Genomic DNA, 23,357 nt, shown 5'->3' with positions numbered 1-23,357 from the left:
TGAGCAATTAGATTCGTTTTGGTATTAAGAGAGCCAGCCAAGGTATTAATACTCGTTCTTTGTAGGTTGGTTTTGGGAAGGTAATTGAGGCTTGTTGAACGCTATAATGGGCGCTTCAAATCAATCTATTTAAAGTGGCAGTCGAAGCAACCATGTCCGATACCATTCGCATCAAAGGCGCTCGCCAGAATAATCTCAAGAACCTCGATCTCGAACTGCCGCTGGGTGAGTTGATCGTGGTGACGGGTGTCTCCGGTTCGGGAAAATCTTCACTCGCCTTCGATACCGTCTATGCCGAGGGGCAGCGGCGTTATGTCGAGACCTTCTCTCCTTACGCCCGGCAATTTCTCGATCGCATGGATCGTCCGCAGGTCGATACGATTGAGGTATTCCTCCCTCTATAGCCATTGATCAGACTAATCCGGTGCGTACCTCGCGCTCCACGGTCGGTACCATGACCGAGCTTAATGATCACCTGAAGCTGCTCTATGCTCGTGCGGCAGACCTTTTCTGTCGTGGCTGTGGTCGTGAGGTTCATCGCGATGATCCACAACAGGTTTATGATGACCTGATCGAGGCTGTGGCTGGGAGTGAACCGCGCATAGTCGTTACCTTCGCTATCGATGTGCCACACAACTTCACCGCTACCGAGATCAAACAGGTTTTGGAGCAGCAGGGGTATACCCGCCTGCAGAGTGAGTCGGAAACGCGGTTAGAGGTGGTGCAGGACCGGATACGTCCTCCGATGAGAAGCGAGAGCGAATCATTGAGAGCGATTGAGATCGCACTTGAACGTGGTCACGGCAAGATGGCCGTCTATCCGCTTGATGAGAACAGAGAGGCAGGAGAGCCGTGGCGTTTCTCCTCCGATCTACACTGTCCCGACTGCGATATTCACTACCGTGATCCACAGCCAAATTTATTCTCCTTCAACTCGGCACTGGGTGCCTGTGAAAACTGCAAGGGTTTTGGCCGTACCATCGGTATCGACTGGAACCTGGTCATACCTGATGAAAACTCACGTTACGTGAAGGGGCGGTAAAACCCTTTCGTAGTGGCTACTCGATGGAGTGTCAGGAGGACCTGTTGCGCTATGGTCGTAAAATGGAATTCCGCTCGACACACCATGGGCTGAGCTAGATGAGACCCATCGTCGATGGGTTATTGAAGGTGATGGCAAGTGGGACGGCAAGACCTGGTATGGCATACAGGAGTATTTCGACTTTCTCGAGAGCAAGTCCTACAAGATGCACATTCGCGTCATGCTCTCCAAGTACCGAGCCTACGACAGCTGCCCCAGCTGTGATGGGGCGCGGCTAAAGGATGAGGTGTTCGATTTCCGCGTTGGTAGTCGTAGTGATGCAGATAGTGTGCTGGATGCCGATGCACGTTTCCGCACGACGAGTGTCAGCATGCACAGTGCTGTGTATCGAAAACTACCCGGTCTTAATCTATTTGATCTGATGCAGTTGCCACTCGATAGAGTCGCGACCTTTTCGACTCCTACACGTGAACCATCAAGTAGTGGCGATTTTGATCTGCTGCTGACGGAGATTCGTTCTCGGCTCAGCTACCTGCGTGATGTGGGCCTTGGTTATCTCACCCTTGATCGTCAGTCGCGTACCCTCTCCGGTGGTGAGGTACAGCGAATCAATCTCACCACAGCACTAGGCACCTCGCTGGTGAATACGCTGTTTGTGCTCGATGAGCCGAGCATCGGTCTGCATCCACGTGACATTGAGCGCATTAATGGCGTGTTACAGCGTCTGCGTGATGCCGGTAACTCTCTACTGGTGGTTGAGCACGACCCGCAGATCATGCTCGCTGCAGACCGAATACTCGATATCGGCCCTGGCCCCGGAGAGCGGGGTGGCGAGGTTGTCTTTTACGGCACGCCAAAGCAGTTGATGACCTCTGCGAAGTCGATGCGAACTGGAAAACGCTCGAAACAGACGGCCTCTCTGACCGCCCAATATCTGAGTGGAGCACTTCAGGTCGCTGATGGTCAGTCGAGTGCAGTGCCGGGCGATGAATCAGACTATCTGGAGATACGTGGAGCCGCTGAGCACAATCTGCAACAGATCGATGTACGCATTCCGCTTAACTGCATGGTCACCCTGACGGGGGTCTCTGGCTCCGGCAAATCGACACTGGTTAACGAAGTGCTCTTCAATGCGCTCTCCAAGATCAAGGGGCACCCTGAAGAGATGCCGGGCACATATCATGAGATTGTCGGTCATGAGTTGATTGATGATGTGGTGATGCTTGACCAGGCGCCTATCGGCAAGAGCTCGCGCTCCAACCCGGTTAGCTATGTAGGTGGCTGGGATGCGATTCGAAAACGCTTTGCGAAGGCACCACTTTCAGTAGAGCGAAATTACACTGCGGGCACCTTCAGTTTTAATGCCGGTAATGGACGCTGCCCCGGCTGTAACGGTTCAGGGTTTGAGCATGTGGAGATGCAATTTCTCTCTGATGTCTACCTGCGCTGCCCGGAGTGCAATGGCAGGCGTTATCGAAATGAGATCCTGGAGGTGATGCTTCACGGAAAAACAGTCGCTGATGTGCTGCAGCTGACCGTCAATGAAGCATTGGAGTTTTTTGCCGATGATCGTGAGGTTCATCGTGTGCTTGAACCGCTGCGGGCAGTGGGTCTTGATTATCTGCGTCTTGGACAACCGGTGCCCACCCTCTCGGGAGGTGAGGCGCAGCGCCTAAAGTTGGCCGGTTATCTCGCCAAGAGTGGCAAAAGCGCAAGGCGGGTGACCGGCTGTTGTTTCTGCTCGATGAGCCGACAACAGGACTCCATTTTGCCGATATCGCCGTACTACTCAAGGCGCTTAGACGGCTGCTACAGGATGGCCACTCACTGCTGGTTATTGAACACAATCTCGATGTTATTGGTGCCAGTGACTGGTTGATTGAACTGGGACCTGAGGGTGGGGAGCAGGGCGGAACGCTGGTCTGTGAAGGCTCTCCTGGCGCGGTTGCCAATCAGCCAGATAGTCATACCGGCAGGGCGTTACATAACTATCGTGAATCCTTAACTGAGATGGTGGCTCTACCCAACAGGGTCGCTGCAGTCGCGACTAAGCTGAAGAGACCTGCGATCGAGATTAACCACGCACGTGAGCACAATCTTAAAGATGTCACTCTTTCGATTCCGCGTGAGAAGTTTACCGTCATCACCGGCGTCTCCGGGTCGGGTAAATCGACCATCGCCTTTGATATCCTCTTTAACGAGGGGCAGCGGCGTTATCTCGAATCACTCAACGCCTATGCCCGGCAGTTCGTACAACCCGCCACCCGTCCCGATGTTGATGCCGTCTTTGGTATCCCGCCAACGGTGGCCATAGAGCAACGTACCAGTCGTGGTGGACATAAAAGTACGGTCGGTACACTGACCGAGATTCACCATTATTTACGGCTGCTGTTTGTGAAGCTGGGTATTCAGTACTGTCCCGACTGCATGGTACCGATTGAACCGAAGAGTCGCGATGCGATCCTCGCACAGCTGATTAGTGACTACGCAAATAAACATGTGCTGATCTATGCACCGCTGATCATCAATCGAAAAGGCATCTATAACGATCTCGCTAAGTGGTCGCAGAAGAACGGCTTTGAGCAGCTGCGTGTCGATGGTGATCTGTTACCCACAGCGAGCTGGCCTGTACTCGACCGCTACAACGAACACTCGATCGATCTTCCCGTAGGTGAGTTGCGAGTTGCTGCCAGGGCAGAGACGAGGCTTGGTGAGCTGCTTGATCTAGCACTGCATCACGGTAAGGGAACGGTTCGTGTTGCAGTACTAAAACGTGGCGGTGCAGTGGCCGAGGAGTTGACCCTCTCGACCCATCGTAGCTGTCCCAGCTGCGGTCTCGGCTTTGAAGAACCCGATCCACGCCTCTTCTCATACAATTCCAAGCATGGTTGGTGTCCTACCTGTTACGGCACCGGTAGTGTACTGACGGGGTTCGATGAAGAGCAGAGTGGCGAGGAGGGGGAATGGCTCGATGCAGAGGATGGCCCAGAGCCGTGTCCTGGCTGTGAAGGGTCAAGACTCAATAACGAGGCGCTGGCGGTCTACTTCCACGACTGGAGTGTTGCCGACTATGCCGCCTGTTCGGTGGCAGAGGCACTGACCATTTTCGATGAGCTGGAGTTGAGTGGTCGTGAACGGGCGATCGGTAAGGATGTGATTGGAGAGATCCGCTCACGACTCACCTTTCTCAACGAGGTAGGACTCGGTTATCTCACCCTCGATCGTGCCGCACCGACCCTCTCGGGTGGGGAAGCACAACGCATCCGCCTTGCGGCACAGCTTGGCTCCAATCTGCGTGGCGTCTGTTACATCCTTGATGAGCCGACCATCGGCCTACATCCACGCGACAACACCCTACTGCTGAAAATGCTCAAACAGTTGAAGGGAAAGGGCAACACTATCGTGGTGGTTGAACACGATGAGGAGACGATTCGAAGTGCCGAGCATGTGATCGATATCGGACCGGGTGCCGGCAGCCGCGGCGGCGAGGTGGTACACACGGGGAGTGTTAAACAGTTGATGAAGAACAGACGTTCGCTCACTGGTCAGTTTCTGGCAAAGCCGTTGCAGCACCCCATCTTCGAAGCACGGCCTGTTGTCGTCGCGCCATCCTCAAAACGCAGAAGCCAGAAACAGAGTGACATGGCCGACGAGACGCCTCTGCTGAAAATTAGTGGTGCTAACCTCAATAACCTCAAACAGGTCGACGTCGATATCCCTCTGCAGCGACTCGTCTGCGTGAGTGGGGTCTCAGGCTCGGGTAAGTCGACTCTGGTGCGTGAGGTGGTGGTCAAGACGCTTAGGCAGCTACTGGCTAAGGAGCGAGGCACAGACAAGGCGAAGCGGGTGCGCTTTCACGGTTGTGAAAAGATCGAAGGCTGGCAGGCGATAGAGCGTGTGCTGGAGGTGGATCAGACACCTATTGGCAAGACGCCACGCTCCTGTCCGGCAACCTATGTCGGTTTCTGGGATGAGATCCGCAAGCTCTATGCACAGACCGAGGATGCACGCATCCACGGCTGGAAGGCGGGACGCTTCTCGTTTAATACCGGTGGTGGACGCTGTGACAGCTGTCAGGGTCAGGGCATGATCAGAGTGGAAATGAGCTTCCTTCCCGATGTGAAGGTGCTGTGTGAGAGCTGTGGAGGCAGTCGTTTTAATCAGGAGACACTCGCGGTGACTTATCGTGGCCGCTCAATTGGTGAAGTGCTGGCGATGAGCGTTGATGAGGCGGTGCTCTTTTTTGAACATCACCCGAAGGTGCACCACGCCTTGCAACTATTGCAGGATGTCGGTCTCGGCTATCTCACCCTGGGTCAGCAGAGTCCGACCCTCTCTGGGGGGGAGGCGCAGCGCATCAAGCTGGTGAGTGAACTGGCCAAGGCGCGTCCCGGTGGACGAGGTTTTACACCGACCCTCTATGTGCTCGATGAGCCGACGGTGGGGTTGCATATGGCCGATGTGGAGAAGTTAATTCGTGTCTTACATCGTCTGGTCGATGCAGGTCATTCGGTGGTGGTGATTGAGCACAGTCTCAATCTGGTTGCAGAAGCGGATTGGATTATTGACATGGGTCCTGAAGGGGGCGATGCTGGTGGCCTTGTTACCTATAAAGGGGTAGCTGAGAAGCTGACAAAGGAGTCCAGTTCAGCGACGGGCAGGGCACTCAAGCTGTTCCTTAGCTAAATATTTAAACCCGTTACTCCAAACAGTAAGCGCCACAGATCGAATAAAAAGAAGAAACCGCCTATGGATGGGTTGCAATCGAGAAGATATGACTGAAAAGAGTGAGAATTCGGATCAGAAAACGCTACAGGCCGTTCGTGAAGAGCTTGCCCAGCGAGAGTATGAGATCAGTCTACTGCGTGAAACCACGCAGGCGATTGGTAGTGAACTCGACTTTGATACCGTTCTACAGATAATCGCCGATCGGGCGCGTGAGCTGATCCGTTCTGAAACCCTGTTGATTCCGATTCTTGATGAGGCGTGTGGCCTCTATACCTACCAGGCCGGTTCTGGCCGCGATATTGATGAAATCGTTGGTGAATCGCTCCCTATTGAGTTTGGCGTCTGTGGCTGGGTCTGGCGTCATAAACGCGCATGGTGGCGTGGCATGCTCTCTGAACTCTCAGAGGAGGAGCGCAACCGCTGGGAGAAAGAGGCGGGCACCCTGATTATGGTGCCACTGATCGGACGAAAACACTTTCTCGGTGGTCTGGCAGGTATCGATAAGCAGGGTGGTGGTGACTTCTCCGAACGCGACCTGAAACTGCTCGAACTCTTTGCCGGACATGTGGCGATTGCGATTGAAAATGCGATGGCCGTAAAAGAGGTGGAGAGTGCCCGACGTGCTACAGAGGATTATCAACACGCCCTGCAGAATCTTAATCGGCGTCTCAGCATGGCCAACCAGGAGCTGGAGAACCTGAGCCTCTATGACCAGCTCACTAAACTTCCCAACCGCTCACTATTTCTCGATCGTGTTCGCCAACATCTTGATGCGGTGAATGATAAGGGCGGGCTACCGTTTGCGGTGTTGATAGTCGATATTAATCGTTTTCAGGATATCAACGATGTACTGGGGCAGGATGGTGGTGATGAACTACTCAAAATTGTCTCCAAGCGTTATCTCAACGCGCTTACCTCAAAACATACCCTGAGTCGCATGTCGGGTGATGAGTTTGCCGTGTTGCTCTGTGACATCGATGAAAGGCGGGCCGTCGAGATGGCCGAACGAGTACTCGATTCAATTAAGGATCCGGTACGTGTGATGCAGCAGGAGGTAGTGGTAACTGCGACAGTCGGCATTGCCATCTATCCGCAACACGGTGGCACGGTTTCAGAGCTGATTAAACATGGTGATGCGGCGATGAATACCGCAAAGCGAGAACAGCATGCCATCCATCTCTTTGATGAAGATCGCGATAGCATCGACAGCGGTCGACTGGGCATGGTTCGTGATCTGAAAAATGCACTCGATGGAGAAGAGTTCGAACTCCACTACCAACCAAAGGTGGCACTCTTCTCGGGCAATATTGTCGGAGTCGAAGCCCTGGCGCGTTGGCACCACAAACAGCGTGGTTGGGTGCCGCCCGATATGTTTATCACGGCGTTGGAGCAGACCGGATTGATCGCCCCCTTCAGTTACTGGGTGATTGAGACCGCGCTGAAACAGCGGCAGCAGTGGCTTAAGAAGGGCCATGAGGTAAAGATCGCGATCAATATACCGATCACCCTGATCCTGGCACCTGGATTTATTACTGAGCTGAATGCCATTGTGGATCGCTATCCAACGGCGAACGGGATCGTCATTGAGATCACCGAGAATATCTTTATGAGTGACTATCAGCGGCTGAATACGGTGCTGCGTCAGCTGCAGGAGATCGGTTTTAACTTCTCGATTGATGATTTTGGTACGGGTCACTCATCGTTGAGCCGTCTACGCCAACTGCCGGTGACCGAACTCAAGGTCGATCGCTCCTTCGTGATGGATATGCTCAAGAGCAAGGACGATGAGATTATCGTCAAATCAACGATCGAACTGGCCCATAACCTGGGGTTGATGGTGGTGGCTGAGGGTGTCGAGAACGAAGACATTATGCGCCAGCTCTATCGGATGCGATGCGATATCGCACAGGGTTATCACATCAGCAAGGCGCTGCCGCCTGCAGAGATAGAGCACTTCTTTACCACCTCAAAATGGCCGTTGTCCCCCTCAATTGAAGAGAAGAGCGGTTCCCAGCAAAACGAGCAGTAACCACTTCTCAATAATCAAGTAGCCTCGTCGGTCAGGCGTCACGTTCCAGCGTATATCTACCCGGCTGGAATGGGCCACTCAGTTCGCTCTTCTCTCCCGTTGACCAATAGATTTCGACGCGCTCAACCGCCTCATGCTTGCCCAGGCCAAAGTGGGCGAGTGGTGCATCGAAGGAGATAAAACCGCCCCCCGCCTTGATCTCACGCATCTGATGCAGTTCACCCTGTTCACCATAGTGGATCACGATACGGCTACCAATACCGAAACGATTACCCTGATTGTCACGTAGGGCAAACCGGATGGCGTTGTTGCCACTCTGATTGTTGATAAAGATACGGATAGGACCATTGATAATGGTGGTGACAATATCTAGATCACCGTCGTTATCAAAATCGACATAGGTATAGGCCGAAGAGAGCATGAACTCATCAAGCCCGAACTGCTGGGTGCTGTCGTTAAAGTGCTTGCCTTGCTGGTTGTGGAAGAAGAAGTTGGAGGGGGTGGCGCTGCCACGTAGCCAGGTACCGTTGACGACATAGATATCCTGCCACTGATCATTGTCGAGATCGGCAATCTTTGAGTTCCAGCTCCAGCCACTCATATCGACGCCTAGCTGTGGTGCCTGATCTCTGAAGATGCCGTCGTTACCGCCAACCAGCAGTACGTTTTTATTCTTACGCTGGGGCAGGGCGCGACGATACTCTTCTTTGGTGGTGGTAACCGGTTTTTTAAAAAAGCTTCGGCAGAGGTGTGCGGCCTGTTCCTGTGTCTTAGGAATATGTTTGCATAGCGCAGGCTTACGCTCGCGTGTGGCCGTCTTCATCACCATCATTGAGAAGCAGGCCTGCTGCTCCTGAATATCGGGAATGGTCTTGCACTTCTTCAGGTCGGTCGGCTTGTGACGCCCACGATAGTGGAAGAACTGGCGTATATCGACATTTTGCTGACAGACTGCCTTGAGCTCCGGATCTTCGACGTCCATGCAGTAGTTTGTCAAACGTCGCACGCGGATGCTGGTCGCCTTGCTGGAGGCGCTGGCAGCGATCTGTGCGGCATAGATGTCGGTGATCAGGTCGTTATTAATGTCGGCGGTATCGATACTCATGGTGGTATTGGTAGAGGCGGGAATGGTGCCTGCCTGTGCGGTGATCTGCTCGAAGGCACCGTCACCACTGCCGGTATAGAAGACGTCTGGCTGTATAAAATCGTTGCCGACCATCAGATCGAGTTTCTGATCGTGGTTGAAATCGGAGAGCAGAATAGTCAGCGTCTCGCCGGTTAGCCCTTCCAGTGGCGCCTCACTGAAGATTGAGCCCTGATTGAGGTGGAGCTTGTTGGTGCCCTCAACGGGGGGGATCGGTTTGGCAAAGCCGTAGAACCAGTTGCCGATGGCGGCATCTAGATCGCCGTCTCGGTCGATATCACCAAAAGAGATGGCATAGCTCAGTACATTATCTTTGGTGGGCGTGCGGTGCAGCTGTTCGGTACTGAACTGCCCGTTGCGGTTCAGTACATAGTAGTTACCATCGAGATAGCTGGTCAGGTAGAGATCGAGCCAGCTATCGTTATCTATATCGACCAGTGCGATGACAAAGGTGTTGAGCTTCTCCAGCTGTGGGATCGCCAGAGTAATGGGTGTGAACTTCGTACCCCGTTCATTGCGATAGAGGAGTACGCCCTGTTCAGTGGCGAAGGCGAGATCCTGCCAGCCATCCCGATCGATATCGCCCGAGGCGACGCCACGACCGTTATAGAAGGGGGGCCAGAAGTCGGCGACACTGAAGTGGTTGGTCCGTTGCAGTCCAAATCGGCTCCCCTCAACACGGCTAAAGGGTATCTCTTTACTCTCGGAGCGCTCTTCAAAGGGGGCTCGGGTGATGCGAATACCATGATGCTCTATAGGCCGATCGGCGGCCTCAACCTCGCTGCCGAAGATATCGAGCATTCGCTCTAGTTCCCACTCATGATAACTGTTGATCGCTATACCGGTAATGATGCCAAGGGCAGCGACCGATGCGTAGAGGGTCAGTGCCACGCGCCTTGAAATCGAGTTCCAGACGATCATGAAGGAGTAGATGCTGAAGGTGCCTAGAGTTACCAGCAGAATCATCACATAGAGCATCGGCAGACCTGCCGCTAAGAGTGCCGCGGTGACGATTACATCAAAGGCGATCGGGACTGGTAGGAAGACACCCACAATGGCAACGATGAAGACGCCGAGAATGGTGATCTCACTATCGATCAACGACTCGAGTGGAACCAGGGTGATTATCGCTGAACCAAGAAAACCGGCCACCAACATCAGCGGCACGGTGGTGCGAACGATGTACCAGAGATTTTTCAAATATTGGTGTAGTGCGCCTATTGTTGCCTGTAGCCACCCTTCACTCGCCTGGAACTCGGGCTGAGGAACCAGACAACAGGCAGCGCTATCACCACTCGCATCGCGTTCAGCGGGGAAGATGTAGTGGGCCAACAGCGGGATGATTACCAGAATAAACAGCAGTGTCATAGCGACCTTGATGAGCCCCACGTAGATCGGAAAGATGGAGAAGAGCATCGTCAGCACCACCACGTTCATCGTCGGTGAGCTGATCAGGGTTGCCAGGGTGGTCTCAATACGTGCCCCCGCATCGTGCATGCCACGAGCGATGGGGGCCGCACAGTTCACGCAGACACCGAGTGGTGTACCGGTGGCAAAACCGAGCAGGCTGTTGACGAAGCCGTTGCGGTGGCTGCGTCGTTTTAACATGCCGAGAAAGGTGAGAAAGGCACCACCAAACAGCACGCCGAAGGTCATGCCCTTTTTGTTGGTATCGATCCAGTTGATGGTGGTATAGCCGATGCGTTGTATCACCGGATCACCCTCTTTAACCTCAATCAGTGCCTGGAAGCTGAGTGAGTCCTCAAGTTGGTGTCACCACCCATGGTTGCCTTCTCATCGAGCGCCGGATAACGAGATCCGCCCCAGAAGGAGCCGGCAAGCACCGCGATCAATAGAGCGATGACGATGATGCGTTTGTTCAGCGTCTGGATGCCAATGTTCATCTGGAGGAGTCCCTTACAAATAGGTGATAACAAAACCTAGACATTATGAATGAAAATCCGGGAGTCGCTATTTTGCGAAAGTTTGTTTTGGGCATCCAAGCCCAAGCAAGCGGCAAATACTTCACGCGACCGTTTATGCCTGCGGCGCCCCGACCGTCCTGCGTACGTTGCGTAATCACCTCTTCGCGGCTCTACACAACTCCCTCAGTGACTCTACGCCGACATAAAGCCGCTGCTGCATCTTCTTCGTCGTTCGCTCGCGCTCTCAACTACGAATAGGCAGACGGCGTCGACTATCGGGGACTAACCGCCCTCACTTCGCTCTCCATGGCGGTCAGCGGGGTTGGCTTTAAGCGACATGTCGTTACTCACTCTAAATTGCCACTAAACAGGCTGTTAGAATGGCAAACGATCTAATTTTGGACTGGATGTTGATTGATGGCTGATGAAGAGCGAGATATTGAGTGGATGAGTCGAGCGCTGGCGCTGGCTCGACGAGCAGAGGCTGAAGGTGAGGTTCCGGTGGGAGCGGTAGTGGTCCAGAATGACGAGGTGATCGGAGAGGGGTGGAACCTGACTATCGCTGGTCACGATCCAACGGCCCATGCCGAGATTCAGGCACTACGCGCTGCTGCGCAGCAGCAGCAGAACTACCGGCTGCCTGGCACGACCCTCTACGTGACGCTTGAGCCGTGTCCGATGTGTGCTGGTGCAATGGTGCATGCACGTGTGGCAAGGGTCGTCTTTGCCGCTACTGATCCGCGTACCGGGGCAGCCGGTTCGATCTGTAATCTTCTTCAGGATGAGAATCTCAACCACCGTTGTGAGGTGGTCGGTGGTGTAATGGCTGAGCAGAGCAGTGAGATGCTGCGCGCCTTCTTCCGCGCACGTCGAGCGTAGTTTTCTATAGCGTGGGTGTGGTGATGGTCAGTGCGTCGTGCTCAGCCTCTGGAACGGGCTCTTTCACCTCGGTGGTCGCCTTTACCAGCAGGTCGTAGTAGCGGCGAATATTCCTTACATAGTGGAGTGGGGCACGACCTCGCGCATAGCCGTATTTGACGGTGCTATACCACTTACGTTTGTTGAGCAGTGGCAGACTCTTTTTGATATCGACCCACAGGGTTGGATTGTCATTACGACGCTCGGCCAGGGTGCCGGCATCCTCAAGGTGGCCGTAACCGATGTTATAGGCGGCCAGTGCCATCCAGGTGCGGTCGGGCTCTTTGATCCCGTCTGGTAGACGGTCGATCAGCTGGCGCAGATACTTTGCTCCACCCATCACACTCTGTTCTGGGTCGAGCCGGCTCTTCACCCCGATCTGTTTGGCAGTGGCCAGGGTCAGCATCATCAAGCCGCGCACCCCGGTCGGTGATCTGGCCTTAGGGTCCCAGTGTGATTCCTGATAACTGGTGGCAGCAAGCAGACGCCAATCGAAGTTGTATCTCTTGGCGGCCGCTTCAAACAGCGGTTGATATTTGGGTAGTAGAACCTCGCTCTGGTCGAGGAAGGTGCGGGTATCGACATAGTCAAAACGTTTGGTGTGGCCGTAATAGCGATCGAGCAGATGTTCCAGCTCGCCGCTTTTTTTCAAGGTGGTAAAAAACCGGATGACCTCGTCATAGAGTGAATCATCGGTAGAGAGGCGTAGCGCCCAGCCGAGCTTCTCGGGTTCACTGATATCGAAGGCGGCGCGCAGCTCCGGGTAGAAACGCTGGTTCTGGGCAAATTCGTTGGAGTCGGCGATGGTGAAATCGATCAGTCGCTGCCAGATCAGATAGAGCAGTTCATCACTCTCCTGTTCGCTGTTCTCATTCCACATCAGCCCTGGATGCTCTCTGCGCAGCGCTTGCAACCGTTCGACGTGGCTGCTACTAGCAACCACCTCTAGAACACCCTCAGCGAGATCGTCAATGTTTTTCGGTTTGATGCCGTCGTTTCTATAGACCAACTGCTGCACGATAGTCTGATAGGGAAGGCCAAAACGCACCTTCTTCTTGCGTTTGTTGGTGATGGTCAGGCCCGCTGCAGCGAGATCTCCCTCACCGCGATCAACCATCTGTAGGATCTGGTTCAGGTTCTCAGGCACCTCAATTCGAAGCTTGACTCCAAGCTGCTCAGCAAAGCGTACCGCCAGATCGTATTCAAGACCGGCCGGTCCGTTGGGGCCTTCGTAGTAGGTCGTGGGACTGTTACGCGTTAGCACGATCAGTTCACCGCGCTTTTTGATCCGCTCCAGCTGTGAGAGCGGTTTGCTGCATGAGACCAACAGCGTCGCTGCTGCAAGAAGCGTCAGTATCAGTGAGGTGGTTGGCAGGAGTCTGTTTATTGAAAGGTGTCTCATCTGCGAGACAATTTAGCATGCACTCCAGAACATCGTTAACAACAATTTTGATAACAGCACTGAAACTGAATATATCGGAAAAACGGCATATATCGATATATTGTTTTGACTCAACTATTCGGACTTGAATCGGACTGTGTTGATAGGTTGTTGCGAGTCAATAGTGAGTCTATTTAATTTGTTTGTTTTTTGATCTGCGGGAATTTAATCGTAACGGCTACTCCTTTCTCATCGGCACGATTAGCGATTCTGATACTGCCGCGATGGTATTCGACGATGGTGCGCGCAACAAAGAGCCCAATACCAAGGTGTGGTCCATCCTGCTGTGCTGCAGATCTGTAGGAGATCATTGAGTCGAAGAGTTGGCCCTGTAACTTGGTATCAAGCAGTGGTCCTTCATTACTGATTTCCATTGTCATCTGTTCGAGATCGCAGCTGAGTGTGATTGCAATCTCACCCCCCTCAGGGGTGAAGTCAGCGGCATTATCGATCAACTTGTCGAGTATCTGCTCGAGTCTGAAATCGCATCCCTCAATAAAACAGGGCTGCTCGCCACCCTTGAGGGTGAACTTTTGCTGTTTATTTGCGAGACGACAGTTCTCAACATAGCTGCTGCAGAGTGAACTGATATCAAGTGGTTCAAGCTTGTCGTTGCGCAGCGCTTCTTCAAGGCTGGCAGCCTCGGTGAGGCTATCCATAATCCGTCCCAGGCGTGTAATGCCACGCTCGGCACCCTGTAGATAGCGGTTATCGGTCAGATCAGGCTGAGCATCGCAGAGGTTTTGCAGTGAGGTGCTGATGGCATTGAGCGGGTTGTTGATCTCATGGCGTAGGGTGCGTGGAATGTTTTCGAGAAAACGGTGGTAGTGGTGGAGTCGCTCCAGAATGGAGGAGATGCTGCGTGAGAGTTCACCTAGCTCATCTCCCGATCGATGCCCCGACTTAACGCCGGCGCAGAGTACACGCCCCTTATCATCAATCACCTCACCCACTTCACGGCTGAGTCGCTTTATGCGCCAGGTGAGACGGTAGGAGAAGAGCAGCAGCGTGATGATACTCAGTAGCAAGATCAACAGGGTGGTGAGTGCTATCTTCTCAAAGGTCTGACGCTGTAGTAACAGGATCTCATCGACATCCTGCTCCAGTACTACCGCTCCGACGACCTGCTCCCTGGAATAGATCGGATGGGAGGTGATGATTGTCTCTACCTCACTGTTGTTACTGTTGTGTCGATAACCGATGCTGCTCTCACCGCTGAGTGCCTCCTGTACCAGAGACTCATCAAGACTCGCAGTAGTGCTGCCGCCAGCAGCGCCGATACTGGCGCGCACCCTTCGATAGCGATCGATTACCCAGATGTGGGCGCTGCTTCGTCCGAGTCCAGAGAGGATCTGTTCAAGCTCAGTGGAGCGGACGATCAGATGGTTGAGTTCATCAGACCACTCAGCAGGTAGGGTGCCGATCAGGGCTGAGACACGGCGGTCGTTGTCATCAAGCACATCGGCGACATCGATACGCAGTCGCTGTTCGGTGTTGAGCATCGTTAGAGGCATGCGCCACTCCACGGTGTAACCACCGCTCTGTTCGCGCCAATGGCCCCAGATGCCGTAACTCGGTTTGCCATCGAGCGGATAGCGCCAGCGTTCATCGACCTCATAGGTGGTGACGATACCTGGTCCCTCGGTGGTCATCAGATAGCGACGCAGCTTGCCTTGATTATCAACCAGCGCCAGACGCAGGTGGTCACTGTTATCGAGACGACGGTAACCGGGGTGTCGATAGACCAGCTTGGGGTCTTTGACTTCGATGACGCCATAGAGGTGTTCACCATTGACGCCGAGGATCAGCTTGAAGGAGGGAGGAACCTCACGTCGACGCTCATCGATATGAATGGTGCTCTCCTCACCATGCTTGGAGGCGTGCTCGAGCAGATCTAACCAGTCGGAGGTGTAGCCATCGATCTGAATATCGGGTTTGAGTGGGTAGGCGTAGAAGGCGCTCTTCTGATGCAGCGGACCCGGTAGACCACTGCTGGGATCGAACAGATCGTTGCGGTTGTGCAGTGCGGTGGCGGCCGCACGTGCGGCCATCAGCTGCGCCTTCTCCTGTCCCTGCAGCAGGAACTGTTTCATCTCCTGCAGGTAGCTGTAGCCGAACCAGGGGATCGCCAACAACACCAAACTGGAGAGGACCAGTTTGGTACCGAGTCCGATGCCGGTGTGTCTGCTCAACGAGCGCTCCAGCGGTAGCCGTAACCGTAGACGCTACGGATAGAGTCGAACTCCTTGTCGAGCTGTCGGAACTTGGCGCGTATGTGGAGGATATGGGTGTTGATGGTGTTGTTCTCCACCACCCCCTGCCGGGTGGCGTTAGCGAGATCTTCGTAGCTGGCGCCACGGCCGTCACGTTGGTCGACAATCTCTTTGAGTACATTGAATTCAGTGAAGGTCAGTGCGATCTTCTCACCCTGCCAACTCGCCTCGAAACGCGCCTCATCCAGGGTGAGATCACCGATCTGCTGTGACTGCTCAACCCCGCGCCCCTCTTTTAGGTCGAGAATGCGAAAAAGCGAACCGACCCTTTCAGCCAGGTAGGCGAGTGAGACCGGTTTGCTCTGATAGTCCCACGCGCCGAGGCGTAGCCCGGAGATACGGTCGATGTCATCAACGCGACTGGTAAGGAAGATCACCGGCAGTTCGGGGTGTTCGGCGAGCAGACTGCGACAGAGATCGAAGCCACCATCGACATCGCTGCCGAGCATGATGTCGAGGATAGCCAGATCGGGTGGTCTATTGCTCAGCTGTTCGAGTGCTGAGGGGCGGTCGGCATAGGTCTCGACACGATAGCCGCGGCGCTCCAGCGCATCGCTGTAGTTCTGTCGCTGGTCGTTGTCATCTTCGACGATGGCGATGGTTCGTTGCACTCTCTGCCTCCCTTGCTTTCGGCTCATGGCCAGTGAGGGCTCAATCTACCCCAATCTCCCTCTGCTGTAGAGCACCGTTCAACCATTCTCCACTATTTCTCCAGATTCTCTTCAACGCTCGCCAAAGAATGAACGCCTCGCCAGGTGTTGAATAGAGACCGTAGAGCAAACCGGCGCAGTAAGGGATCGATCGCAGCTTAAAGCGATCACCGCCACGGAGGGTGGCGCTGGATCAATCAATAGAGGAGCAGACAATGGATAAGAGAGAGATCGGTGTAGTGATCGGGGTGGTATCGATATTGGCTGCTGGTGTGAGTTTGGCACCGCTGTTCGACCTGAGTATCGGCCTGCTTCTGGGGATATCAGTGGGCGGAGTGATGGGAATTTCGATAGGCATGTGGGTGGGACGAAAGGCTCACCACAATCCTCAGCTAGAGGTTGAACTACATCAGGCACGTGAGGCATTGGCCGTGATTCGACTCAATCGCAGTCGAAGTCGTCCACAGCTGATTTGCCATATCGCATCTGTACCCACCACCCCAACACTCAAAACCATGGATGGCCGCACCGTTGCGCGGGCCATGCCCTAGATCAAGTAGAGAAATAAGTGAGGAGAGCCGCTATGCAACAGTTTGTGCCCGTTACCGATGAGATTGTATTTGACCATCCCGAGGATGTAGCCGACAGGTTGGTTCCTTTCAGTCTCGACTACCCCTGCCACCACTGGCTCGAGGCCTCTAACGGTGAAGAGCAGGAGCCGACCCATGATGAATAAGATGGTGCTGAGAGGATTGGCCCTCTACGTGTTCATCATTTGTGGTGTCGCCAGCGCTTCGCCACAACCACTACAAACCGATTCAGTTGGCAGTGGCTCGCTGCTACTACGTGGTGTTGAAGGTGAGGGTCTGATAGCGGCACCGACACTCGATACCGATGTATCGATCGATGTGACGGCGATGTTTGCCCGGGTCACAGTGACCCAGCGCTTCCAAAATCCCTCACCACAGTGGGCGGAGGGGATCTATGTCTTTCCACTGCCTGAGGATGCAGCGGTCGACCGGATGCGGATGCAGATTGGGGAGCGAACAATAGAGGGGAAGATCAAGGAGCGCGATGAGGCGAAACGAATCTATAAACAGGCGAAGCAGCAGGGAAAACGCACCTCGCTGGTCGAGCAGGAGCGGCCGAATATCTTTACTACCTCTCTGGCTAACATCGCTCCCGGTGAAGAGATCCTGGTGAAGATCGAGTATCAGCAGCTCGCCTTTCGTGATGGACGTTTCTCGTTGCGTTTCCCGATGGTGGTGGCACCGCGTTATATCCCTGGTGCCCCTCTGAAAATTGAAGAGGAGGTCAAGATTCAGAGTGGTAGTGGCTGGGCCTTCGATAGTGCGTTGGTACATGACGCCTCCAGGATTACTCCACCGGTGCGCAAACCCGGAGAGTCCGGTACTAACCGTGTAACGATGGCGGTGAACCTGATGCCCGGTTTTCCACTGGCCAAGGTTGAGAGTGCCTACCACCCAGTCAAGATAGAACAGCAGGGTGTAGGTGAGTATCAGGTCGCCTTTGCGGAAGGCCCCGTAAAGGCCGATCGTGATTTTGAGCTGCACTGGGTGCCGGCGTCCGGCAGTGAACCGAAGGCGGCGCTATTTACGCAACAGCACGAGGGGAGAAACTATGCGCTGCTGATGTTGATGCCGCCGGGACGTGAGGTGCTCGACCGCATCGCGACACAGCGCGATATTACCTTTGTGATCGATACCTCCGGTTCAATGGGTGGAGAGTCGATACGTCAGGCACGACAGGCGCTGCTGGTGGCACTCGATCGCTTACGCAGTGGTGATCGGTTTAATGTGATTCAGTTCAACTCCACTACTAGCGCACTCTTCCCGATGTTGGTTGAGGCGAGTACCCATAATCTTGCCACCGCTCGCCGATACGTGGCGTCGTTGCAGGCTAATGGGGGGACGGAGATGCGCCCAGCACTCAATGCCGCGCTTGGGAGTGATCGTGATCGTAGCCGCTTTCATCAGGTGGTCTTCATTACCGATGGCGCAGTGGGCAACGAGGACGCGTTGTTTGCCCTGATCAAGGCACGACTCGATCAGAGTCGCCTCTTTACCGTGGGCATCGGCTCTGCCCCCAATAGCCACTTTATGAGCAAGGCGGCGCAGTATGGACGTGGCAGTTTTCTCTATATCGGCTCTACGAACGAGGTTCAGCAGCAGATCGATACGTTGTTGAGCAAGCTCGACTATCCGGCGTTGACCGATATCGAACTGCAGCTACCTGAAGGTGTGTCTATCGAGTCATACCCTAATCCGATACCCGATCTCTATCTGAATGAACCGCTGCAGGTGGTGCTGCGCAGTGAGCAACCACTGCCCGACTCGGTGGTGGTGAAGGGTAAATTTGCCAATCAGCAATGGCAGAGTCGCATCGGACTCGGCAATCAGTCGCAACGTTCGGGTGTATCGGTGGCGTGGGCACGACAACGTATTGGGCATCTGATGGATCGATACCGCTCAGTGAACGAAATCGAGCAGAAGTCGGCACTGAGGAGCGCTGTGGTGCAGACGGCACTTGATCACCATTTGGTGAGTAAATTTACCAGTCTTGTGGCGGTTGATGTGACTCCGGCACGCCCGGTGGAGAGTACACTTAAGCAACATGCGCTGAAGAGTGAACTACCTGCTGGCTGGAAGTACGACAAGGTGTTTGGCATGGCAAAGACGGCGACCCCTGCACAGTTGCAGATACTGATCGGTCTTCTACTAATGCTCGGTGCACTCCTGATCGTTCGATTTAATAAAAGATGGAGCTGATTCGACGACGCCTGCTCGCACTCCTGCTACTGATTGTGTCAGTGGCGGGTGGTTGGCAGTTTGGACAGGGAGTCTGGATCTATGCCAAGGCGGGTCTGGCGCAGGTGTTGATGGAGCGGGCGTGGCAACAGAGTCTGGAGCAGGGTGGGAACGTTAAGCCGTGGCCGTGGGCCGATATCTGGCCGGTGGCACGTCTGCGTGTTGAGCGTCTGGGTGTTGATCTGATTGTCATGCGGGGGCAGAGCGGTGAGGCGCTCGCTTTTGGCCCTGGACACAATCGTGATAGTGCCCAACCGGGTAACAACGGTACGGTTGTAGTGAGTGGTCATCGTGATACTCACTTTCGTTTTATGCAGCTTCTTCAGGCGGGGGATGCCATTGAACTTGAGAGTCGAGAGGGTCGTTTCCGCTACCGGCTGGAAGAGGGAGCGGTGGTCGATGCGCGACAGACACAGATTGCCAATCGTGAAGAGGGACACTATCTGGCGCTGGTGACCTGTTATCCCTTTAATAGCCTCGACAGCAGTGGGTCGCTGCGTTATCTGGTGAGTGGAACGCGGGAAGTGGCTGAGTGGTTCTGATTAATACGGTGGAGAGTCAGTCACTTAATTTGTCTGCATGCACCTTGGAGATCATCTTGTGTAATGGACCGGGACGCTCGATACCAAATCCCTGTGCATAGTTGATACCGATCGCTTCAAGTTCTATTCGGATCTTGTCACTGGTGACAAACTCGGCGATGGTTTTGAGTGATGCCGCATCGCCAATGTATTTGATGACCTCAACGATGGCGGCATCCATCGGTTGCTCGAGCATGTGCTGAATGAAGCTGCCATCGATCTTCAGGTAGTCGGCAGGTATCGATTTAAGGTAGGTAAATGAGCAGAGACCCGCGCCAAAATCGTCGAGTGCCACCGCACAGCCCAATTCGCGTAGCTGTCCCATGAATTCTACCGCATCGGTCAGATTGGAAATTGCGGCCGTTTCGGTGATCTCAAAACAGACCGCCTGAGGTGGAACATGATGATGGGCGAGCTGTTTTTTGATGTGTTTAAAGAGTGATTTCTCGCTAATTGTACAGCCCGATATGTTAATGAAGAAGACCAGTTTACCCGGTTCCAGTTGACCCGCGCTGACCGCCATGGATAGCGAAGCGAAGGCGGTTAGTCCCCGATAGTCGACGCCGTCTGCCTATTCGTAGTTGAGCGCGAGCGAACGACGAAGAAGATGCAGCAACGGCTTTATGTCGGCGTAGAGTCAGTGAGGAGTTGTGTAGAGCCGCGAAGAGGTGATTCGCAACGAACGCAGGACAGTCGAGGGCGCCGTAGGCATAAACGGTCGCGTTAGTATTTGCCGCTTGCTTGGGCTTGATGCCCAAAACAAGCTTCCGCAAAATAGCGACTCCCCGATGTGATAGAAGGTCGAGAGCAGTTCGATAGCCGTATCGATCACCCAGCGATCGATATCTGGCATCAATCCATACCGCTCGGCTGAGCCGATGAAGGCACCAGGGAGTATCACCTTCTCCTCTTCGCGTAGCCGGATTAACATCTCCCAACGTAGTGATGGTCTCTCCTCATCGCCGAGTGGGATGATCGGTTGGCACTCGAGAAAAAAACTCTCCTCTTCAAGCGCGCGTTTGATTCGTGAGACCCACTGCATCTCGCCGTGACGACGGGCGAGGTCGAGATCATCTGCCGTATAGAGATGAATGCGGTTACGTCCCAGCTCTTTGGCCATATAACAGGCCATATCGGCGGCACTCATCACATCCTGTGGCCTCTGATCTCGGTCATGAATAGATGCGATGCCGATACTCACGCCAACGGTGAAGGGTTTTCCATCCCAGATAAATCTAAATTCGGTGACAGATTTGAGGATCTCATCTGCGATATGCACGGCGTTGGATTCGGGACAGTCCTCCAGCAGAACTGCAAACTCATCACCGCCGAGTCTAGCCAGAGTATCGTGTTCACGGGTCTTCTTTTGCAGTAGTTCACCGAGCTGGATGAGGAGATGATCTCCCGCCAGGTGGCCGCAGGTGTCATTGACTACCTTGAACTGATCCAGATCGAGGTAGAGCAGTGCATGGTGGATGCCGGTCTGTTGCGTATGGGTGATGGTCTGAATGAGACGTTCTTCAAAGTGGTTGCGATTAACCAGTCCGGTCAATTCGTCATAGTAGGCCATATGGCGAATTTTACGCTCCGCCTCCAGCCGTTTAATTGAGATAATGATAAGAAAGACCAGCAGCAGAGAGATCAGGGGTGCTAGTCCATACAGCGCGACTTGCCGAAATGTGGTGACATTTTTCAGGATTTCATCTTTGTGCGCATAGAGCGTCGCCTGCCAGTCAATTCCTGGTAGTGGCAGGTCTCGGCTAACAAACCAACTGCCGGAGCGCAGCTTTATATCATCTCCGACTTCTTCCGATGAGAGTAATAGACGGCCTTGTTTTTCACTCAATATTGAACAGCTTCGGCCCTCCTGTGCCAGATTTATCAATGCATTGGCGATGGGTTTAAAACTATAGGTGAAGGAGAGGGTGCCGAGACGATGATTGATAGAGCTATAGACCGGCAGCCACCAGGTCAAACTGGTGATCTCCTCATTGCTACTCTGAGTGACACGTAGCTCACCATGCTGAAGTTTGGCCGCAAAACCGGAGGGGGCGAAGCGTTCGATACGCCCCAGCTGGTTTTGAATAATGCCGTTTTTGACACTAAATCGTTCTGTGCCCTCGTTATTGAAGTAGTGGACGGAGAGAAAATCGGGCTGACGGTGTTGAAGCTCAAGAAAATAGAGTTCCAGATGTCGTAGGTCATCTCGTATCGCCGCGTAATTGAGGCTGAGTTGATGAAAGCGTAATGATTTAAATGTTGGTAGCTGGGTAAAGGCATTGAGGTGAAAACGACGCTCTTCAAGAGTGTTGACCAAACCATCCAGCTTAGCCGTAGAGTCAATAATGAACTGTTCACGGTGTTGCTCGATCAGTGACTCTTCCATGTATCTGAATATGGTGACACTGCTCACGACGATCACAACGATGCCGATAAGGGCGATAAGAGTGATCGTATGTGTATGGTTTTTCACTTTTTGATACTCAGTGAACTTTTGCGTGCCTGAAAATCGCTTCGAATTTCGCTTAGAAGCTCCTCGTAGAGCTGTTTTCTCGGCATTACATCCCAGAGGATCATTCGATTGAAATAGTCAGTCTCCCCAAGGTGTAGAGCATGGATCTCATCAGCCGATAGTAGAGCCATGGTTTCATTGTTGGCTGGGGCTAATCCGGTAATTTGTACCATCTCTCGCTGAATGATCGGTGATAGCTGATGGTTGATAAAACGGTGAGCGATCTCGTTTTGTCGGCTGTTTCGACTGATCAGATAGCTATCGAACATACCCACGGCACCCTCTTTTGGAATTGCCATTCTAAAGTTTCGCTTATGTTTAAGAAGGCGCGCGGATGGATCGAACCAGCTATTCAAAAGAACTGCTTCACCATTGATGATGGAGTCGATGGCATCGACTTCACCGTCGTAATATCTGAATATTCTCTGATTTAGATTGAGCAATTTGTTGCGCACATTATCGAGCTGAAAACGAGTCAGGTTGTAGACATTGTCATACCCAAGCGAAAGGGCGGTTATCCAGATCAGGGAGACATCGTTCCAGAGCGAGATTTGGCCACTGAAACGCTCATCCCAGAGAATATTCCAGCTCTCAGGCTCTTCCGTCTGCGTTGTGTCATAGAGAAGCCCGGTTGGGCCCCAGGCCCACGGGACGGCGTAGGTCTTGCTTTCTATCTGACCCCACTCGGTATAGCGCAGACTGTGGTGGAGATCCTGATAATTGGGAATTTGACTAAGACTGAGTGGTGATATCAGCCCCATGCCACCGAGGATTTTGATCCCCTCATTCGAGATGATCAGAATGTCGTAATCGTTGTTCGATTCTGCCGCATCGATGATCTCATCGAGATGGCTAAGTGGAGTGAACTCAATCGTGATGCCTAGTTGCCGTTCAGCTGATTTGTAGCCAATAGTCTTCCCCCTGTTGATTGGGTCGGCATAAACGTCCCAACCTGCGATGCGCAGTAGTGTGGGCTTTTTGCCGAGCGCGTCTTCAGCTACAACGCTGTGTGCAGAGAGAGTGAATAGGAGCAGGATGAAAAAACTGATGCTCCAGAGTGATCTACGCATGATCGGCATACCGATTCGAATCACCTTTCCAGCTGGTTATTGGTTGTTATTCTCGTTAATGTTACATAGTTCAGAATATATATCACTGCAAATTCTGTAGGGCTATTTACACCTGGAACAGTCTGTAAGCCGGGAGGATCGATTTCATTCGATATCTGTCCAATATCAATGCCTTATATTAACTTTTCTTACCATATTGTGTGGTATTTGTCGGGA

General features: G+C 53.5%; 15 protein-coding genes and 1 pseudogene. 8 read left to right on the top strand and 8 right to left on the bottom strand.

The annotated features are described in order from the left end of the window. Positions 1-152: 152 nt before the first annotated feature. Positions 153-5,728 (top strand): annotated as a pseudogene (gene uvrA / locus HUE57_RS13520) (excinuclease ABC subunit UvrA). Between the two features lie 88 nt (positions 5,729-5,816). Continuing rightward, positions 5,817-7,799, top strand: coding sequence for a putative bifunctional diguanylate cyclase/phosphodiesterase (locus HUE57_RS13515; protein ID WP_172840344.1), 1,983 nt, complete (start codon positions 5,817-5,819; stop codon positions 7,797-7,799). Positions 7,800-7,830: 31 nt separating this feature from the next. On the opposite strand, the gene HUE57_RS13510 is transcribed toward HUE57_RS13515, so the two are convergent. After that, the gene (locus HUE57_RS13510; RefSeq protein ID WP_174673365.1) at positions 7,831-10,656 is read right to left on the bottom strand and encodes an FG-GAP-like repeat-containing protein; all 2,826 of its coding nucleotides are present in this window, start codon (positions 10,654-10,656) and stop codon (positions 7,831-7,833) included. 23 nt (positions 10,657-10,679) lie between these two features. Then, entirely contained in the window at positions 10,680-10,847 is a 168-nt protein-coding gene (locus tag HUE57_RS13505; protein ID WP_174673364.1) for a hypothetical protein, read from the bottom strand. A gap of 72 nt (positions 10,848-10,919) precedes the next feature. Between HUE57_RS13505 and HUE57_RS13500 the strand changes: the two genes are divergently transcribed. Both HUE57_RS13500 and tadA read left to right on the top strand, forming a co-directional pair. Then, positions 10,920-11,126: a hypothetical protein gene (locus tag HUE57_RS13500; protein ID WP_174673363.1), complete on the top strand. Its 207-nt coding sequence runs from the start codon at positions 10,920-10,922 to the stop codon at positions 11,124-11,126. A 159-nt stretch (positions 11,127-11,285) separates the two neighbouring features. Then, positions 11,286-11,747, top strand: coding sequence for a tRNA adenosine(34) deaminase TadA (gene tadA, locus HUE57_RS13495; protein WP_078484516.1), 462 nt, complete (start codon positions 11,286-11,288; stop codon positions 11,745-11,747). 4 nt (positions 11,748-11,751) lie between these two features. On the opposite strand, the gene mltF is transcribed toward tadA, so the two are convergent. The 3 genes from mltF to HUE57_RS13480 all read right to left on the bottom strand — a co-directional run bounded on the left by mltF (position 11,752) and on the right by HUE57_RS13480 (position 16,111). After that, positions 11,752-13,188: a membrane-bound lytic murein transglycosylase MltF gene (gene mltF, locus HUE57_RS13490; protein WP_078484517.1), complete on the bottom strand. Its 1,437-nt coding sequence runs from the start codon at positions 13,186-13,188 to the stop codon at positions 11,752-11,754. A gap of 173 nt (positions 13,189-13,361) precedes the next feature. Continuing rightward, positions 13,362-15,419, bottom strand: coding sequence for an ATP-binding protein (locus HUE57_RS13485; protein ID WP_078484518.1), 2,058 nt, complete (start codon positions 15,417-15,419; stop codon positions 13,362-13,364). Further along, positions 15,416-16,111 (bottom strand): response regulator transcription factor, encoded by a 696-nt coding sequence (locus HUE57_RS13480; RefSeq protein ID WP_172840345.1) that lies wholly within the window; start codon positions 16,109-16,111, stop codon positions 15,416-15,418. Before HUE57_RS13480 ends, HUE57_RS13485 begins: the two co-directional genes overlap by 4 nt. 254 nt (positions 16,112-16,365) lie before the next feature. On the opposite strand from HUE57_RS13480, the gene HUE57_RS13475 reads away from it, so the two are divergent. The 4 genes from HUE57_RS13475 to HUE57_RS13460 are packed head-to-tail and all read left to right on the top strand — an operon-like array spanning position 16,366 to position 19,520. After that, positions 16,366-16,701 carry a hypothetical protein gene (locus tag HUE57_RS13475; protein WP_078484520.1) on the top strand — a complete coding sequence of 112 codons (336 nt, stop codon included), beginning with the start codon at positions 16,366-16,368 and terminating at the stop codon, positions 16,699-16,701. Between the two features lie 32 nt (positions 16,702-16,733). Further along, on the top strand, positions 16,734-16,886 hold the full coding sequence (locus tag HUE57_RS13470) for a hypothetical protein (protein WP_172840346.1): 153 nt from the start codon (positions 16,734-16,736) through the stop codon (positions 16,884-16,886). Then, complete coding sequence (locus HUE57_RS13465) at positions 16,876-18,939, top strand: marine proteobacterial sortase target protein (RefSeq protein WP_078484521.1); 2,064 nt, start codon at positions 16,876-16,878, stop codon at positions 18,937-18,939. The genes HUE57_RS13470 and HUE57_RS13465 overlap by 11 nt, the downstream gene beginning before the upstream one ends. Beyond that, complete coding sequence (locus HUE57_RS13460; RefSeq protein ID WP_078484522.1) at positions 18,930-19,520, top strand: class GN sortase; 591 nt, start codon at positions 18,930-18,932, stop codon at positions 19,518-19,520. The genes HUE57_RS13465 and HUE57_RS13460 overlap by 10 nt, the downstream gene beginning before the upstream one ends. Positions 19,521-19,536: 16 nt before the next feature. Here HUE57_RS13460 and HUE57_RS13455 read toward each other — a convergent pair whose 3' ends face one another. The 3 genes from HUE57_RS13455 to HUE57_RS13445 form a co-directional block, all read right to left on the bottom strand. Next, positions 19,537-20,082 carry an EAL domain-containing protein gene (locus tag HUE57_RS13455; RefSeq protein WP_174673362.1) on the bottom strand — a complete coding sequence of 182 codons (546 nt, stop codon included), beginning with the start codon at positions 20,080-20,082 and terminating at the stop codon, positions 19,537-19,539. Between the two features lie 114 nt (positions 20,083-20,196). Further along, positions 20,197-22,032: a diguanylate cyclase domain-containing protein gene (locus HUE57_RS13450; protein ID WP_174673361.1), complete on the bottom strand. Its 1,836-nt coding sequence runs from the start codon at positions 22,030-22,032 to the stop codon at positions 20,197-20,199. Beyond that, positions 22,029-23,141, bottom strand: coding sequence for an ABC transporter substrate-binding protein (locus tag HUE57_RS13445; protein WP_174673360.1), 1,113 nt, complete (start codon positions 23,139-23,141; stop codon positions 22,029-22,031). Before HUE57_RS13445 ends, HUE57_RS13450 begins: the two co-directional genes overlap by 4 nt. Positions 23,142-23,357: the final 216 nt, after the last annotated feature.

The organism is Candidatus Reidiella endopervernicosa (genome assembly GCF_013343005.1).
Classification (GTDB): domain Bacteria; phylum Pseudomonadota; class Gammaproteobacteria.
Note: the sequence above shows the minus strand (reverse complement) of the source record. Positions and strands in the feature narration are given on the sequence as shown.